This is a genomic window from Shimazuella sp. NTD247, assembly GCF_059510415.1.
On the sequence record NZ_JCAJZU010000002.1, the window covers coordinates 315,448 to 332,852 of the forward strand.

Below are 17,405 nucleotides of genomic sequence, written 5' to 3' on the forward strand. Positions count from 1 at the left end.
ATATAAATAGAGAAATCCGTAAATAACGGACTTCTCCCTGTTTAAAAAATATCATAACTGCGCCCATGTATATATGTCATCCCTTGCCCCATCTGCACTACTTCTGCATCTAAAAGTACCAACTCAAATTTCTGACCTGCCTCACTTGTAATCATTAACTTACTTACATTTCTTGTTGAAATGGAAGGCTTCTGATAGGCTTTTTAATGGGGGATGATGACGATACAGTTGAATAATGAAAATACCACTATAAAAAGAGGTCTTCTCGAAAATCTGAGAAACCTCTTTTCTGTTTCATTTATAATAGAATAGGAAACTCACCAAAAGAACAGTCCCTATATCACCCTAATTCTTTCTCTTCCTCTCTATTTGATAGGTACTCCGTTCTCCTAATTGTGCTGAAACATGATAGAAATATTGCAAGACTATGTCTCGTATTTCAGGAGAGATTCCAGTTAGATCATTAGCTAGATTCTTTACTAGATGTTCTTGTTCTACCTCTGAAAGTGAATCGTAATAGTGGCCAGCTTGGGTAAAATCATCTTGTTTTGGTATGCCACAGCGCACGATGCGGCCTTTTAGATGTCTCCCGCAGCCGCTTGTCACAAGGTTCGCTGGTGACCAATTTTTTTGATGATTGATAGGAATAGCACGAAATTTGGGCCTATTCTCCGACTCTGTGAAAATGGTGCTGTTAATAAAACTCTGACCTCTAATTTCAAATTAATTTATGTGAGAATAAGAAAGTTCCAGAAACGATGAAACCAATGTCTCTGGTAAAGTACCAAAGAACACTGGTTTTAACTATCAAATTGACATAGGTAAGTTCACTTTGTTCCATAAATCGTTTTTAGACTAGCAATGCGACAAACAGAACCGTCCCCTTGTCGCATAAAATGGATAGATCCTTTCCTTTTGCAATTTTCATGCTTATTCGATAGAATTACATAGAAAGAATCCTTTTATCCTTGAGGAGCAAAATGTCTTTGTCAGAAGAATTCAGTCGGTATGTCAATCCATCAGGGGAAACCCTGCAAAAGATACTAGAAGGCGCAGAGGCGTTCCTATTCGATATGGATGGTCCACTTTGTCATCTCTTTGGAACACGTACAGCATACGAACAGGCTCATCAGCTGAAACAAGACCTTTGGCTCATGAAGATCTTGCCAGAAAAGGCTATTCTTGAAGATGATCCTTTTGAGGTAATTCGGTCTATTGATCGGCCAAGACCGGAACCATATTATCGAGATCTCGCTCTCTGGGAAACTAAACTATCTTATTTGGAAGATTGTGCTGCTTTGCAAGCTCCGCCTACCCCTTTTACTGATCAATTGCTTCCCGTTCTCAAGGAGAACGGGAAATCGATGGCAATTGTGACCAATAACAGTCCAATAGCGGCAAACACTGTTGTTAGAGTAAATGGCTGGCAGGAGTTTTTTGGAGACGCTGTATTTGGTCGGAGTAGTTTTGATTTTCGCGATCTTAAGCCTAACCCTAAATGCCTCATAGACGCAATGCGATTCCTGAAGCGAGAACCAGCAGAATGCTTGATGATTGGCGATTCTCCCACCGATTATCAAGCAGCAAAAGCAGCAGGAGTTCGCTTTCTTGGACATGCAAATACCTTTGCGAAAGCGAAAAAGCTCTATGATGCAGGAGCCGAAATCGTAATACAAGATTATGCTCCATGGCTACATTTGTACCTGGATTTCGTCGAAAATGATTTTTGGTCTGTTAGCCTATGTTGCAGGCGTAAATATGGTCAGTCCACACCGAAGTGTCCAGATCCCGACGGATGTCCTGGCCCAGGAGCTTTCTGAAACAAAGACTGATAGGTAATCCCTTAACGGGAACACACGACCGGCTGATAACCTTGCTATCAGCCAGTCAGTCCATTTTAGATGTTAAAAAAGAGAATTCCCCTTTTTTTATACGACAACACAATTACTTCTACAGTTGATGTAATCAACATAATCCAAATCAAAAAAGCCGTCCTATGACGACTTTCATCTATATGATTACTTATGGTCGTACGCCTCGACAACTAGGTTCTATTCTCTCATCTCATTGATAAATGAGATGAGAGAATAGAACCCTACTCCCTCCTTCTCTTCCTCTCTATTTGATAGGTAATCCGTTCTCCCAATTGGGCTGAAGCATGATAGAAATACTGCATGACTATGTCTCGTATTTCAGGAGAGATTCCAGCTAGATCATTAGCTAGATTCTTTACTAGATGTTCTTGTTCTACCTCTGAAAGTGAATCATAATACTGACCAGCTTGAGTAAAATCATCTTGTTTAGGTATACCACAGCGTACGATCCGACCTTTTATATGTCTTCCGCAGCCACTTGTCACAAGGTTTGCTGGTGACCAATTTCTTTGATGATTGATAGGAATAGCACGGAAATTTGAGCCTAATCTCCGACGCTGCGAATCCCAATAAATATTTGCCCGTCCCTGAAGCATTTTATCATCTGATAATTCTGCTCCTTCTAACAGATTGGACGGAGAAAAGGCTATTTTTTCTACTTGTTCTGCATAGTCGTCAGGATTGCGATTTAACACCAATTGACCAACAGGAATCAAGGGATATTGCTGTTCATCCCAAACCTTTGTATCATCGAGGGGATCATAGGGAAGTTCCGTTTCATCCTCCGGTCTCATGAGCTGTACATAAAGTCCATACACTACCGTTTTTCCTTTTTCTATCGCGCTGTATAAATCCTCTCCGGCGATATCTGGATTCTTCCCATTCCAATAGGCTGCTTCTTTACTGTCGATATACTTTATGCCAGCAGCAGGAATCCAGTGGTATTTTACATAGGTGCGAATTCCTTGGGCATTCTTCCAGACATATGTATTTACACTATGACCCGGGATGTGACGCAGGCTTTTTACTGTACCTGCATCAGAATAAAGCCGAACAACTAAATGAGTAGATTCTGGTGCTCTTGCTACAAAGCTCCAAAATCGTTCAGGATCAATCAAATTATTTTTTGGCGAGGGCGAAAGAGATCTAACGGTCTCTGGAAAACGCATCGGATCACGTACTAAAAATACAGGAATATGATTGCAAACCAAATCAAAAATACCCTCATCCGTATAGAACTTCGTGGCAAATCCTCTGATATTACGGGAAGTATCGGGTGTACCCTTTGTACTTACAGCAAGCGAAAATCTCACCGCAACGGGGACTTGGTGACCAGGATTTTGTAAGAAACAGAGTTTGGTATACGCTGACATGGAATTTGTCGTTTCAAAGTAACCAAAAGCTCCATTACCTTTCACATGAACAGGTCGTTCCAATATTTTTTCATGGATGAAAGTTTCCAATGTCTCATGCAAAATATTGTCTTGTTCCAGTACAGGGCCTCTTTTTCCTATCGTTTGTGAATGGAAAGTTGCTGGTTCATCCATCTTCCATTTGGAAAGACTACGACCATTTCTACTATCTTTCGGAGTATTTTGCATCTTATTTTCGCCCTTTCCTTACTTCTAAAATGGTGCTGCTTGTCAAGCTCTGTCCTCTATTTTCAAACTAATTTATGTGAGAAAAGGTTCAATTATGATCAAGAGATAATCACCAATATTTCCAGAAAAAGATGAAACCAATGTCTCCGGTAAAATACCAAAGAACACTGGTTTGCTCGTTTTTCTACTATTTAGTTGATAAAGATAAGTTCACTTTGTTAATAACAATACGACAAAAGAACAGTCCCTGTGCCGCAGAGAAGAAAGTCTTTTTTATACATTAAGAGGCTTTTCAATTTCAGAAGATTGATTAGGAACGGAGGAAGAATCTTTATTTAAAGCTAATATAAACACTACTCCAATAATACAAGCAGTACCGACCCATTGGAAAAATCCAAACAAATCTTTTAGCCAAAAAACTGTTGTCAAAACAGCAGACAATGGTTCCAGGCTGCCTAGAAGGCTTGATTCTTTTGGAGACAAGCCTTGTAAACTCTCGACGTAAAACCAAAAGGCAATCATAGTGCCAAAAAGAATAACAAAAATTAAATAGAAATATGCTTCAAGTGGTAGACTTTTAAAGTCCATTTGCCACAGCGGATGAATAAAACTTAATGCACAGCCGCCAATCACCATAGCCCATCCTACAATGACAAGGGAGTTGAATTGTTTGAGTAATGGAACTGCATATAACGTGTAGAAGGCTGCCGCCAGTCCAGATAAAATACCCCAAACAATGGAGAGTGTTGGTACAGATAGTTTGGAGATGGAACCGTTTGTCAATAAGAAAAAGCAGCCAGCCAGTGCCAATGAAGCAGTTAATAAATCTCGTTTTGTTAAAGCAGATTGTCTGCTTAAAACCAAATAAAGAATAATGAATACAGGTGCCAAGTATTGTAATAATGTTGCCACAGCAGCATTTCCATTTTGAATCGCTGCCATATACGTATATTGAACAGCCAGCATACCGACTAATCCAAAGATAATCAATGGAATAGCGGTTTTTTTGTTCTTCCAGACATCAAATACTTGATTACGATCTTTTCCTATTAATTGAATGGTTAATAGGAACAAACCCGCAATGAGTAACCGTGTTGTTACAAGCCAATTGACATCGATTGCATATTGTTCAAATAGCTTTTTTGAAACTGTACCCCCAATTCCCCAAAATGTAGCTCCGGTGATAACGAAAAATAACCCCTTTCTCCTGCTCATGGTTAACTTCCACCTCTGTATATAAAAATATCATTATGATGAAATAATAATAAGCTATATATAAATAAAAAAATACTTAAATCGAACAAAAAAGTATAATGATATTGAGGGGCTGATGTCCAAATGAAAGAATTTAAGGTTGATCAAACATTTAAGGAACTAACAGAGCATCGAACGGTTGAGTTACCAATTGCATGTTACGAAACTACCATTCAACAAAACATAAATGGATATATACCACTTCACTGGCATGATGAAATTCAATTTGTTTTAATTGCAAAAGGAGAAGCAAGCTTTCAAATAAACGAGGAAAAGCAAGTAGTTCGAGAAGGGGAAGGACTATTTATCAATAGCGGATGTCTTCATTTTGCAGAAGATGAAAATCGTTCTGGTTGCAAATATATTTGTCTAAACGTCGCTCCGCATTTCGTTTTATCACAAGAACTTTACACTGCCTATGTAAGTCCCTATATCCATGCGACAAATTTACCTTACGTATTTTTAGATGCAAAAGAGAGTTGGGCGAGAAATATATTAGAAGCCTTAAAAAAAAATCAATCATTTGATTCAACAAAAATTACCATACTACGAAATTGATATCACTGTACAACTGACATTTGTTTGGCAAAACTTGATTGTTAACAGCTTTCCATTAGAATACAACCAGACAGAAATATTAAGAAACCAGCGCATGAAGCAAATGTTAAATTGGATACATTCTCATTATGCTGAGAAGATAATGCTAAACGATATTGCCCAAGCTGGTCAATTGAGCCGTTCTGAATGCTGCCGGTATTTTAAACGCATGTTAAAGACAACACCAATGAATTATGTAACCGATTATCGTATCCAAAAAAGCATCGTGCTACTCCAACAATCAAATTTGACCGTTACAAATGTTGCTTATCAAGTAGGTTTTAGTAGTACAAGTTATTTTATTGATAAATTTCGAAAATCAATGAACATGACACCATTTTCCTATAAAAAACGCAAAAAAAGAGGACTTCTATAAATTTGAAGAGATCCTCTTTTTTATCTATTTTCAAAGGAATTAGATAAAAAAGATATTTCGGTGACATAGCTAACGTCTTTCCAAGCAGGATTTTCACTTGCTAAATCATATGACCTTGCTCGATCGTTCCGACAAAAGAATCCCACCATGTCGCCTAAAACACAGGGAAATTGCGATATACGCTCATTCCTCATTTCATATGATCGACTTAATCATTATATTGAGTTGCGCCCCTCCTTTTAGAAGGAGGGGCGCAACGGAACCTATGCCAAGACTAGATCTGTTTGATCAGCCCAATTTCCATACATATCTTCAAGCCTATCCAATTTTTGAATAAGGCTTTTTTGCATTATAGGTTCTTCTTCCAGCACACCCATAATTCGCACAGCCTCCAAATAGCGTTGGAGCATTTTGCGGCTAGGACCATAGTCGAAGGTGCCGGCTTGTTGAAGGTTGTCGTACCAGAAAATCAAAATGTATTGTTCTAGTTCTGCCTGATAGTCCTGTACACTGTCTTCTGAGAGCCACGAGGCTTGAACACCCAGAGAGAAGTTAAATCGGTCTGTATTTTGAATTTTTTCTCGATCGATTTGCTCCAGAAGTTGGGTCAGCCTGCTTCGAAGAAATCTGGTCTCCTGACGAAAACTCCCACACTTTCCTGTACTTGCTACCACTCGCAGGAGACCAAACGCATGAGCAACACTTTGGGTCTTACATACTAGAACTTCAGGGTCTGAAACTAGACCTTTCGGAGCGTCCACGAGATCTTGATTCAGCCTCATCCAGTTCTTATAGTTATAGCTATTGGGCACAGCTAGATCACAAACACTTGCTACCTCCCTAGCAGCCCGATACCTCAATTGATACAACTCTCTCCACTGTCGAATGGTACTCAGAATTTCTGTTTTATCTTTCTGAGTTTTCAACCGAATCCAGTAGAGGAGAATGAGTGAAGCCACTAGGAAGGGGATGAGTGAGATCCACATATTCTCTCTCCAGATCCCCCACATCACACCCGAGAAGCTAGTCCCGATTACTGTACCAAGTCTTTGCAAAAAGCCTGAAGTTGCGTAGCCTGCACCAAGCCGGTCCCTGCTAACCCGGCGGTTGACTTCCTCTGAAATACTGGTACTAAATCCTGCTTCTGCAAGCCCCATCATCACTCCAGCTACCCAAAGGAGCCAGATAGGATGACCAATCCGAATCAAGGTCAGGCTTCCGAGCAGAAGCAGGATACTCGCCCCCAAGAGGAAATGGTACCTTCTGCTCACCATTACTTTTGGTGCAACAGTCATCGTAGAAATGCCCGTCACCATGACCGCAGTGAATAGGATTCCTCCTGCTGCTTCCCTTCCTACATAAAGAGCAAAGTAGGTAAGAAAAGCCAGGTAGCAAACAGTAATGCCCATTCCAGGAAGGGCTACGAACAAGGCCTCCTTTTCAATCATCTTCCTGGTGCCCCTAAAGCATGCGAGAAACACGCTTTTGATCAGTGCCATCACTTCCTGTCTCAAGGTCATCTCCGAGTCATTGACTAGAGCAATGCCCCAATATACCAAGATGACCGAGACCGCCATGATCTCCGTTACAGTCAACCAAAGCTGGGAAGGGTGAACCACGAGTTGGAGCCCGAGAAACATGGCAAGCCCTGAACCGATATAGTTGCTTGCTGCTCGGTAACCATTGACTTTAACCTGAAATTTGGGGTCTGCAGGAATGCTCGTCCGCATCAACACGATCAAAGCATTGGTCAACAATGAAAATACTGCCGCAATCAATACTTGGACAATGACATATTCCTTTATCGTATGAGCGAAGGAATACAGACTGGTTGCTCCCAAAAGGATCGGAAGAAACAGGATAGCCAGCTTCTTCGCCCCATACCGATCCACGATCTTCCCAAAGAGAAGACCACAAATCATACAGGTCAACCAGAAGCTGGACATAATCAAGCCTGATGACATTCCATTCTGATCAAACAGAATGTGCAATGCTTGGCTGATCATGTCATTAACCGTGACGATCATAATCATTTGTCCGAGGATAAGTGGTATGAATCTCCACCAGCGCATGAAAAATCCTTTGTTTAATGTCTAGAAATTCCTTCATTCATTTTACATAATATTCTGTTTTTTGGCAATGCATTTGCATTTACTTGAATCGGAACAGGTACAGCTAAATCACTAGTCACATCCAGTTCACCTTGATCCACCACTTGATCTGGCAATTCATGGGTAATCCCCTCAATCCAAGGTTTCAAATCATCAGCTACTTGTGTAGTAAAAGCTTTTGATACTAGCAAACGAAGTTGTTTATGACGTGTTGGTCTGTTTCCACTTGCTAAATCATCTGACCTTACTTATTGCCTCCAACCCACATAAAAATAAAAAAATTGCCTGAAAGAAACTCTTCCAGGCACTCTCTCATATTTTTTCAATGTAATGAACGCTAAACAATTTATTTCCATCCATCCACGTTTCAAGAGGCACAAACCCACACTGAGACACGATGGACTCGAACTCCTGTACAGTGTATTTATAGGAGTTTTCTGTATGAATGTACTCTCCTTCTTGAAAAGAAATCACATGCTGCCCAATAGATACCTGCTGCTCGCGGGTACTTTTCAAATGCATTTCCATTCGTCCTTCTTCCTCATTATAAAACGCCACATGTTCAAATTGATCAAGCTGAAAATCAGCTCCTAACTCTTGGTTTATCCTGTTCAAGACATTCAAATTAAATGCCTTTGTAATACCCTTTTTATCGTTATAAGCAGCATTTAAAATGTGAGCTTCTTTTTTCACATCCACTCCGATAATAAAGCCGTCCCCACTGTTAAGCAGTTCGTATGTGCGGTTCAGAAAATCATACACTTGATTCAGTTCAAAATTACCAATCGTGGAGCCCGGGAAAAACACGACCTTTCTCTTGGCGTGATCCAATGGCAATTGTAATGGATGCATGTAATCACCACAAACGGCCTCTATCTTTAATTCCGGAAATTCATGTGACAGCTTCAAACAAGATTGCAATAAAAAGTCTTTTGATATATCTATCGGCATGTATTCTTTAAGTGAATGAAGGGACGATAACAATGTTTTAATTTTTTTGCTGCTGCCGCTGCCATACTCAATTAGTGTTGTCACCTGCCCAACCCTTTTAGCAATTTCTTCTCTGTACATTTCCAAAATCGATATCTCAGTTCTAGTCGGATAATATTCATCCGTTTCGGTTATTTGCTCAAACAATTCCGAACCCTTTTTATCATAAAAATATTTGGCATGAATTGTTTTAACTGGAGAGTTAAGACCATTCCATACTTCTTCCAGCATATTGTCTTTTTTCGTATTTAAGTCATGGACAATAACGCTTACATTTGCCATAGTCAACAATCCTCCACTATAGAATTTCACTGAACTGCAAGCATTTTTTTCGGCCGAAAGAAGTTTTGGTACGTGTCTCGGATGTGAGAAGCTGACGTTGCATAGGAACTACCTCTTAATACTATTTGATTAAACATAAAATTTTACACTGTATTCGCTAATTATTCCTATGATATCATGGTGTTACTTTGCGGTCTATGAAAGAATCGCTGGGCCTATGTAATAAGGAGAGGCTAGTTTCCAAATAATGAGGAAAAGCAAGTGGTTCGTGAAGGCTAGGGGCTATTTATCAATAGTGGCTGTCTTCATTTTGCAGAAGATAAAATCGTTCTGGCTGCAAATATATTTGTCTAAACGCCGCTCCATATTTCGTTTTGTTACAAGAACTCTACAAAATCCAAAGGTAAATTCCTATATCCGAGCTACAAATTCACCTTATGTATTTTCAAATGCAAATGAGCATTGGGCAAAAAATATATTTGAAACAAAAAAATCATCGAATCATTTCCGAATGATCAACTTAATTCCTTATGTTCGATTTGTGCCGCTCCTTCTAGTAGGAGCGGCACAGCGGAACCTATCCCAAGACTAGTTCTGTTTGACAGACCAACTCCTGTAGACTCCACCAAGACGGTTTAGTTCTTTTTCGATGATTTCTTGATCTGAAGTTTCCACAAATCTCAAGATCTGCACAGCTCTGAGGAATTGCTGCGTCTTTTTAGCATGCTCTCCCACTGCCACTCGGTGTTCGTTTTCGAATCCGGAGCGTGGAATTTTGGAAATCCAGCGAATCAGATTTGTTTGTTCGAGTTCTGCCTGATACTCCAGCACACTGTCTTCAGGATCCCACCAACCCAAGTGGGAGAAAACTAGAGAGCTGCCTCGAAGTTTTCCTCGATCGATTTCCTTCAAAAGGTGTGTTAGATTCCATCGAAGCATTCGAATCAGCTTTCTACTGACCTTATAGAAATAAAAACTGAATTCTGCTGATTGTAGTCGAGAAATCCCTTCATATATTTTACATAATATTCTGTGCTTCAACAAAATATAGTCGCCTTATGATCTTCTCATAACATAAAAGCTAATCCATGAATCGAATACTCTTTATACAAAGAAACAGCGATATAAGGCAGTAATGATTCTATCCTTAAGAAAAATAATCAATATCATTATAAACATGTAACTATTATATATCACATCAGAAAAGAGGTATTCATTTGAGCAAATTATTCGGTAAAACCGCCTTCGTAACAGGGTATCAAAAGGAATTGGGGCTCAGATCGCAATAAAATTAGCATCAGCGAGAGCGGCAGTTGTTGTAAACTATTCTTCCAGTAATGGGGGTGCTGATCGTGTTGTAGCAGAAATTATGAAAATGGAGGCAAAGCGATCAGTGTTCAAGGTAATGTAGCGAATGCAGTGGATATTAAACGGATGTTTGAAGAAACGAGTAAAATTTTTGATTCAATCGATGTGCTAGTGAACAATGCTGGAATATATAAATTTGAATCGATTGAAAATATCTCAGAAGAGAGTTCCACTTATCATTCAACACAAATGTTCTTGGGGCCATCTTCAAGAAGCTCTCAAATATTTCTCATCCAATGGTGAGGAGAGAAATTAATTTGATATTAATCGATAAAATGAAGTCCAATGAAAAAATTTCTTATCGTTTTTTAATAGAGGAATTTTTCAAGCCATCTAAATAGAGATGGCTTAAACGCTTATTATCAAATAATTTTCAAGACTATTTTTCCTCGTACCCGCTGACTCTCACTAAGCTCATGTGCCTTGGAAGCTTCTGCCAAGGATAGAACCGCATCGATTCCAATTTGCAATTTGCCAGTGTCTATTAATTGACTGATCTCAGCTAATTGTTTTCCATCGGAATGTACTCTCACATTCGAAATTTTTGTTACCCCCGCAGCGGCAAATTTTTCTGTGGAATACTGACCGAAAAAAACCGGTACCAACTTACCTCTCCGTTTTAAAACATTCAAAAAACGATCCCCATTTTCACCGCCAACTGCGTCAAGAACTAGGTCAACCTTATGAACAACTTTGTCGATAGGAGTTGTTGTATAATCGATAAATTCATCTGCACCCAACTCTATTACAAATTTAGCATTACGACCTGATGCTACACCGATAACTCGTGCACCTTTTGCCTTCGCTAACTGTACAGCAAAGTGACCCACCCCGCCAGATGCACCATTCACTAAAACAGTTTGCCCTTCCTGTAAGTCTGCATGTTGAAATAGAGCTTGCCATGCTGTAAGTGCCGCTAGCGGTACTCCAGCAGCTTGAATGTGATCGATTGACTTCGGTTTATGAGCCAATTGATGAACTGGAGCAACTGCATATTCAGCATAGGAACCTGCTGGAGCAATTCCCAGTTGTGCAAGTCCATAAACTTCTTCCCCTTCTTTGAATTCTGTTACATCAGATCCTACTTCCACAATTACCCCTGATAGATCTGAACCTAGTATCATTGGAAGCGGAAGGAGAGAAAGCGGGCGAAATGCCTTTGGAATATATGCAAAACCTGAACGTGTATGAGTGTCAGAAGGGTTAATCCCTGCCGCAAAAGTCCGAATCAACACCTGTCCAGAACTTGGTGATGGTTTTGGTATATTCTCATAAACTAAAACTTCAGGTCCTCCATATTGATGTATTCTTACAGCTTTCATCGTTTCAGTCGTTTTATCATTCATAACAATTGTATCCCTTTCATAAAGAGAGAATTAACCAACATTTGTTTGTTAAACATCGATTATTGCTTATAATAATAAAGTGTAATCATGCAACTAACAATCAACAATAATCTCTCATTGTCGGTTATCCGATATAGAGAAAGAAATGATGAAAATGAAATGACGGAACAAACAAAAAATGTCGACCGGCGAATCAAGCGCTCCATTCGATCATTAAAACAGTCCTTTTTGGAAATTTTGAAAGAAAAGAAATTTGCTTCCATTACGATTCAAGATATTACAGATCGAGCAGATGTAAATCGAAGCACTTTTTATGCCCATTTTCCTGATAAATATATGCTTCTTGATTCCATCATTCGCGAGCACTTCCAACAATTATTAACAAACCAACACCCTGCACCTTCTCATTTTGGAAAAAGTAGCTTGCAGACTCTCATTCAAATTGTGTTAGAGCATTTTGAACAAATACGCAAACAATGTCATCCATCAGAAACAATGAGTCCATTTGTTAAAGAAGCTGTGCAAGAGGAAATTGCTGCTATACTCTTAAATTGGTTTGAGCAAATTCCCGCTCCCAGTACAGCATGGCAAGTACCTAAAAAGACAATTGCATGGATGATCAGTTGGGCAATATTCGGGGTAGCGATGGAATGGAGTCAAGGAGATAAAAAATTTTCAGCAGAACAGATGACAGGACAAATTCTAACCGTTATCTCAAAGGGGCTGATAAGCCTGACTCCTAATGGCTTATTAGAATGACGCTTATAGAAGATTCGTGATTTAGTAATCCTAATATTGTAGTGGTTAATAAAGGGTTTATAATTTCGTAATCAAGAAAAACAAATTGATAACTAGGGTAATAATTTTATTGTTGGCATAACTTCTTTAAAACTCCTAATCCTCTCTTTAATTCCTCAAAAGATGCATAGGCATAAGAAAGGCGAATGGAGTGATAATCGCTTGATTCATAAATATAACCGGGATTAATCAGTGCATTTTGTTTTAATAAATTTAAAAATAATGCCTTATTCACAATTGGTTTATAGAATCTCATCCATATATAGAAACCACCCTTCGAAGTTTCCCATGTAGCGAGGTTTTGAAATTGCTTTTCCAGTATTTCCTCCATAAAAGCAGCTCTTTGCTTTAATTTTTCACGTAGTGTTATTAAATATTGTTCATATAATCCAGATATCATCCAGTGTGCGACGATTTCTTGGGAAATGGCACTTGAACCATAATCTGTTTGCATTTTAATATCAGCCAAACGTTCTATTACAGGTGTTGGAGCAACAACCCATCCGATTCTTAGTCCAGGACTAAGTGTTTTAGATACACTGCCAATATACAGGACTTGTCCTGATGTATCGAATGATTTGATTGCTTCAGTAGGATGTTCAAATAAAAGTTCATGATATACATCATCTTCGATTATGGGGATTTGCAGTTCTTTACATACTTGATACAAACTTCTCTTTTCGCCCATTGACCAGTTGTGTCCAGTTGGATTGTGCAAGGTTGGTACACAATAAAACAAAGACTGCTTTTTTTGTTTGAGTGAATACAGTTTGTCTTTTAAATGCTCTTTCAATGAAACAGAAATCATCCGCATACCCGCAGATTGAAAGGGATGCACCGAATTTAAATAAGAGGGTGCTTCTTGGAAAACAATTGATCCTGTTTCTAATAAACCCATCGCAATTAGTTGCAAAGCTTGAAGTGCGCCAGAAACGATTAATATGTTTTCCGGCGAAGTCTGTATACCGCGTTTTTCCAAATAGGTGCTTAATATTGCTCGAAGTTTCTCACTGCCTTGGGGTGAGGAATAGCCCATTGCCTTTGGTTCGAGTGAAATGTTTTTTAATGAAGCTTTTATTTGCTGTGTGGGAATTAATTCTGGCGCCAATTCCCCAGTTCCAAGCCGAATGATATGATCCTTTTGTTCATATTCGTTAATAAGTTGGATCGTATGATAATTTGGTTTATGAATGCTAGTTTCAATGTGATGAAGCCAATTTGGTTGTGCTTTGTGCAAAAGAGCATTCCACGAGTTATTCGCAACAAAAATCCCTGATCCCGCTTTGGATTCTAGTAATCCGTCTGCTTTTAATTCATCAAGTGCCAGTTGGACAGTACTTCGATTCACGCCAAATTGAGCTGCCAGTTGACGCTGTGTGGGAATTTTTGTACCTACTATCCAATCGCCTAGTTCAATATGAGATTTTATCCAATCAACTATTTGTACATGCACTGTCAAATGCGACTGGCGATTTGGCTGCCATTTCATCAAATCCCTCCCAAATTGGATGGATAAATTACCATCCAATTGGTTGTTTTCTTTTCGTTATATCATAGTACGATAGGAATCGAAAGGAAGCAGATGTAAATGGAAGCTGTTCTACATGGACTAATTTTAGCATTTGGCCTTATTTTACCTTTAGGAGTGCAGAATGTATTTGTATTTTCACAAGGAGCTACCCAGCCAAGCATTCTAAAGGCACTGCCGGGTATGATAACAGCAGCGCTATGTGACACTGTTCTAATTCTTCTAGCTGTTTTTGGTGTTTCGGTTCTTGTTTTACAATTTGATTGGCTGCGAATCATTCTTATGGTTGGTGGAATGTTTTTTTTAGTTTATATGGGTTATATTATTTGGACATCAGACGCTTCACCAAATGTAACCAAAAAAGGCTTGCCGATTCGTCAACAGATCGTCTTTGCACTATCGGTTTCCTTATTAAATCCTCATGCCATCTTGGACACTGTCGGTGTGATTGGGACAAGCGCATTAAAATATAAAGGAGCTGAACAAATCTATTTTACCATTACATGTATTGCTGTATCTTGGATTTGGTTTTTTGGATTGACACTCTCCGGTTCTATTATGAAAAAATTAGACGAAATTGGCAATCTGATGAATCTATTTAACAAATGCTCTGCACTTTTCATTTGGGGAACAGCTGTTTATCTTTTTACCGGCTTGATTCCATTTTAAACGAAAAAAAATGACTTGAGAAACCTAACGCACTCAAGTCATCTGTATGAACTGAAAATAACAGATTCCTAACAAAATTAAATGCCTACACCTTCGCACCATACTGCTCTAAAATATGAGAAGCTTTTTCATAGTGATCATTATCTGTTAGGACAGTTACACATACATCTTCAGGATGGGAAAAACCTGTCCCGCCAGCTAATCCGCTTGCATCTGGATGAGTAGCAGCAAGTATTCGGGCATCATCATCCATTGGAGGCGATCCTAATGTGGTAGTAGTTAACGAGTTACTTTGATTTAGAAAGATACTTGTTATCTCTTCGTCTCCATCATAAGGGTTTCCGCCCAGCATGGGAGAAAATCGATCGACGGATACTGTCTCAAAACCCTGGGTTTTTAATTCTTCTGCTGCTTTTTGTGCTTGATCCATTGTTTGAAAATATGCAAAAATATTATGTTGTCCCATAATAACCTTCCTTTTCGATAAAGTCATATAAGAAAGGATTTGTATTCAAAGAAGAATTCATACGAGCAAAAACAACTTTTCATCGACCAAATAACCATCCGCCGTTGACATTTAGTATTTCCCCAGTCACATAGGAAGCTTTCGGCGAAACCAAATAACTTACAGCAGCAGCGATATCTTCTGTTCTCCCTGCGCGTCCTGCTGGAATTTGCTCAATGTTTTGCTGTGTACGCTCTTCTGTTAATCCTCCGCCAAAAAAGTTAGTTTGAGGAATGAAACCAGGAGCAACTGCATTAACAGTAATACCTTCCGGGCTCAATTCGCGTGCCAATGAAAATGTTAATCCATTTAGACCCGCTTTTGCAGAAGAGTACGCAAGTGAACCAGAACTGCTTCCTCCTGTAAAAGCTCCAATGGAACTGATGTTAACAATACGCCCTCCCGGTTTCCGTAAAAAAGGAGATGTCGCCATGGACATCATAAATGAGCCTTTTAAATTTGAATGATGAACTTCATCCCAGATTTTTATTGCTTCTTCAAATGGTGTATGTGTTGTGATTGTTCCTAGATGTCCTGCATTATTAATTAAAACATCAACAATCCCTGTTCTGTTGACAACTTCTTGGATAGCGGATTGAACATCTGCTTGATTACTTACATCCGCTTGCACCAAATGTACTATGCCATCAAGTTTATTAGCAGCCTCTTGCAATTTTTGCCTGTCTCTACCCAATATTGTAACATCCAATCCATCTTTCACCAGCTGTTGAGCTATCCCGAAACCAATTCCGCTGCTTCCTCCAGTAATAATAGCAACTCTTTTATCACTCATTAATCCGTTCCTCCTCCATAGATGAATAATTATGTTGATTATTGTAGTATAAAAATATTAATAAAAAAAATATCTTTTTTCTATTGCTGTGATAAAGAGAACTTATTAATTCAAGTGAAGGATGAGTATATGGAACTTAGACAAGTTAAATATTTCGTTGCAGTTGCAGAGGAATTACACTTTGGTAAAGCAGCAGAGAAAATAGGTATCGCCCAACCAGCTTTAAGCCAGCAAATTAAACAATTGGAACAAGAACTAGGCGGACTGTTATTACAACGTACTAAACGGAACGTTTCCCTCACTGAGGTGGGGAAACTCTTTTTAAAAGAGGCAAAATTATTACTTAGCCAGTCTGAAAAAACAATTGATCTAGTAAAAAGTGCTTTTTCTGGGTTAGCAGGTCATTTAGTGCTGGGATTTGTTGAATCTGCAACTTGGGATATCCTTCCTCAAGTGCTGTCTTGTTATCGAACTCAATATTCCGATGTCAAAATAACCCTGAGACATTTGCATACAATAAATCAACTTCAGGCTATCAAAGACGGAGATGTGCATGTTGGAATTTTAGGGTTTCCAGTGAATGATCCCACATTGTCAGCTCATGTAATAAGAAATGAATCCTACTGGGTTGCATTACCTTCTGATCATCGATTTGCTGATCCTGATTCCAAAATTTTAGTAAGTGATCTATCTTCCGAACTTTTTATCACAACCAAACGCGAAGTTGGTGCACATTATTATGACACAATGGTAAAAGTCTGCATGGATGCAGGGTTTAGCCCATCTATCATTCAATCTGTTGATGAAATACAAACGATGCTATCTCTTGTTTCATCTGGAATGGGCATCGCATTGATTCACGAATCAGCGAAAAATTTGCGAAATGACATTGTCTACAAGCCCTTAATTGGTACAAATCAGATCGCTTACCAAGTATCTGCTGTTTGGAATAAAAGTGATACTTCACCAATTACAAAAAACTATATACATGTTATCCAACAACTATTTCCAGGTACTCATCAATAATTGCTCACAGAGAAATAATATCGTCTGGTCTTTGATTGATACCTCATTCAAAAACAGGTGATAAATACAATTTAAGTGAACTTCATTCATTGAAGAATCTAAGTTTTCTCTGTCTTAACATCTCATCATAGATCTCTTTATGGAAAAACATAACGCTTTTCCATTGTAATCGCATTGATAGACTTTTTGTTTGACACAAGTAAGGATGCCATTGCTGCTTAAAACTTGGTTTCTGAAACTTATAAAAGGAGACATAGTGTCTCCTTTTATACAAACTTTCTGTTCTG

At 38.8% G+C, this 17,405-nt stretch carries 16 protein-coding genes and 2 pseudogenes; 7 read left to right on the forward strand and 11 right to left on the reverse strand.

Features of this window, described 5'->3' with window-relative positions:
* Window positions 1–345: 345 nt before the first annotated feature.
* Window positions 346–567: a catalase-related domain-containing protein gene (locus tag AC5WOC_RS06035; RefSeq protein ID WP_496054501.1), complete on the reverse strand. Its 222-nt coding sequence runs from the start codon at window positions 565–567 to the stop codon at window positions 346–348.
* A 419-nt stretch (window positions 568–986) separates the two neighbouring features.
* Between AC5WOC_RS06035 and AC5WOC_RS06040 the strand changes: the two genes are divergently transcribed.
* Window positions 987–1,820, forward strand: a complete 834-nt coding sequence (locus AC5WOC_RS06040) for an HAD family hydrolase (RefSeq protein WP_496054502.1) — start codon at window positions 987–989, stop codon at window positions 1,818–1,820.
* Between the two features lie 275 nt (window positions 1,821–2,095).
* Here AC5WOC_RS06040 and AC5WOC_RS06045 read toward each other — a convergent pair whose 3' ends face one another.
* Window positions 2,096–3,475, reverse strand: coding sequence for a catalase (locus AC5WOC_RS06045; RefSeq protein WP_496054503.1), 1,380 nt, complete (start codon window positions 3,473–3,475; stop codon window positions 2,096–2,098).
* Between the two features lie 273 nt (window positions 3,476–3,748).
* On the reverse strand, window positions 3,749–4,690 hold the full coding sequence (locus AC5WOC_RS06050) for an EamA family transporter (RefSeq protein WP_496054504.1): 942 nt from the start codon (window positions 4,688–4,690) through the stop codon (window positions 3,749–3,751).
* Window positions 4,691–4,813: 123 nt separating this feature from the next.
* On the opposite strand from AC5WOC_RS06050, the pseudogene AC5WOC_RS06055 reads away from it, so the two are divergent.
* Window positions 4,814–5,702, forward strand: a pseudogene (locus tag AC5WOC_RS06055) (AraC family transcriptional regulator).
* Window positions 5,703–5,965: 263 nt separating this feature from the next.
* On the opposite strand, the gene AC5WOC_RS06060 reads toward AC5WOC_RS06055, so the two are convergent.
* The 3 genes from AC5WOC_RS06060 to egtD form a co-directional block, all read right to left on the reverse strand.
* Window positions 5,966–7,774: an MFS transporter gene (locus AC5WOC_RS06060; protein WP_496054505.1), complete on the reverse strand. Its 1,809-nt coding sequence runs from the start codon at window positions 7,772–7,774 to the stop codon at window positions 5,966–5,968.
* Between the two features lie 14 nt (window positions 7,775–7,788).
* Window positions 7,789–8,004, reverse strand: coding sequence for a hypothetical protein (locus tag AC5WOC_RS06065; RefSeq protein ID WP_496054506.1), 216 nt, complete (start codon window positions 8,002–8,004; stop codon window positions 7,789–7,791).
* A gap of 121 nt (window positions 8,005–8,125) precedes the next feature.
* Window positions 8,126–9,085 carry an L-histidine N(alpha)-methyltransferase gene (egtD, locus tag AC5WOC_RS06070; RefSeq protein ID WP_496054507.1) on the reverse strand — a complete coding sequence of 320 codons (960 nt, stop codon included), beginning with the start codon at window positions 9,083–9,085 and terminating at the stop codon, window positions 8,126–8,128.
* Window positions 9,086–9,380: 295 nt separating this feature from the next.
* On the opposite strand from egtD, the gene AC5WOC_RS06075 reads away from it, so the two are divergent.
* Window positions 9,381–9,677 (forward strand): hypothetical protein, encoded by a 297-nt coding sequence (locus AC5WOC_RS06075; RefSeq protein ID WP_496054508.1) that lies wholly within the window; start codon window positions 9,381–9,383, stop codon window positions 9,675–9,677.
* Here the strand turns inward: AC5WOC_RS06075 and AC5WOC_RS06080 are convergent.
* The gene (locus AC5WOC_RS06080; protein WP_496054509.1) at window positions 9,674–10,024 is read right to left on the reverse strand and encodes a hypothetical protein; all 351 of its coding nucleotides are present in this window, start codon (window positions 10,022–10,024) and stop codon (window positions 9,674–9,676) included. The two genes, AC5WOC_RS06075 and AC5WOC_RS06080, sit on opposite strands and share 4 nt — an antisense overlap.
* A gap of 444 nt (window positions 10,025–10,468) precedes the next feature.
* Here AC5WOC_RS06080 and AC5WOC_RS06085 point away from each other — a divergent pair.
* A pseudogene (locus AC5WOC_RS06085) lies at window positions 10,469–10,696 on the forward strand (SDR family NAD(P)-dependent oxidoreductase); the annotation flags it as partial.
* 119 nt (window positions 10,697–10,815) lie between these two features.
* Here AC5WOC_RS06085 and AC5WOC_RS06090 read toward each other — a convergent pair.
* On the reverse strand, window positions 10,816–11,799 hold the full coding sequence (locus AC5WOC_RS06090) for an NADP-dependent oxidoreductase (protein WP_496054510.1): 984 nt from the start codon (window positions 11,797–11,799) through the stop codon (window positions 10,816–10,818).
* Window positions 11,800–11,886: 87 nt separating this feature from the next.
* On the opposite strand from AC5WOC_RS06090, the gene AC5WOC_RS06095 reads away from it, so the two are divergent.
* Window positions 11,887–12,558 (forward strand): TetR/AcrR family transcriptional regulator, encoded by a 672-nt coding sequence (locus AC5WOC_RS06095; protein WP_496054511.1) that lies wholly within the window; start codon window positions 11,887–11,889, stop codon window positions 12,556–12,558.
* 106 nt (window positions 12,559–12,664) lie between these two features.
* Here AC5WOC_RS06095 and AC5WOC_RS06100 read toward each other — a convergent pair whose 3' ends face one another.
* Entirely contained in the window at window positions 12,665–14,086 is a 1,422-nt protein-coding gene (locus AC5WOC_RS06100) for an aminotransferase-like domain-containing protein (RefSeq protein WP_496054512.1), read from the reverse strand.
* Between the two features lie 99 nt (window positions 14,087–14,185).
* Between AC5WOC_RS06100 and AC5WOC_RS06105 the strand changes: the two genes are divergently transcribed.
* Complete coding sequence (locus tag AC5WOC_RS06105) at window positions 14,186–14,794, forward strand: LysE/ArgO family amino acid transporter (protein ID WP_496054513.1); 609 nt, start codon at window positions 14,186–14,188, stop codon at window positions 14,792–14,794.
* Between the two features lie 85 nt (window positions 14,795–14,879).
* Here AC5WOC_RS06105 and AC5WOC_RS06110 read toward each other — a convergent pair whose 3' ends face one another.
* On the reverse strand, window positions 14,880–15,260 hold the full coding sequence (locus AC5WOC_RS06110) for a hypothetical protein (protein ID WP_496054514.1): 381 nt from the start codon (window positions 15,258–15,260) through the stop codon (window positions 14,880–14,882).
* 79 nt (window positions 15,261–15,339) lie between these two features.
* Window positions 15,340–16,092 carry an SDR family NAD(P)-dependent oxidoreductase gene (locus AC5WOC_RS06115; RefSeq protein WP_496054515.1) on the reverse strand — a complete coding sequence of 251 codons (753 nt, stop codon included), beginning with the start codon at window positions 16,090–16,092 and terminating at the stop codon, window positions 15,340–15,342.
* A 129-nt stretch (window positions 16,093–16,221) separates the two neighbouring features.
* On the opposite strand from AC5WOC_RS06115, the gene AC5WOC_RS06120 reads away from it, so the two are divergent.
* Window positions 16,222–17,118, forward strand: coding sequence for a LysR family transcriptional regulator (locus tag AC5WOC_RS06120; protein WP_496054516.1), 897 nt, complete (start codon window positions 16,222–16,224; stop codon window positions 17,116–17,118).
* The last annotated feature ends 287 nt before the right edge of the window (window positions 17,119–17,405 follow it).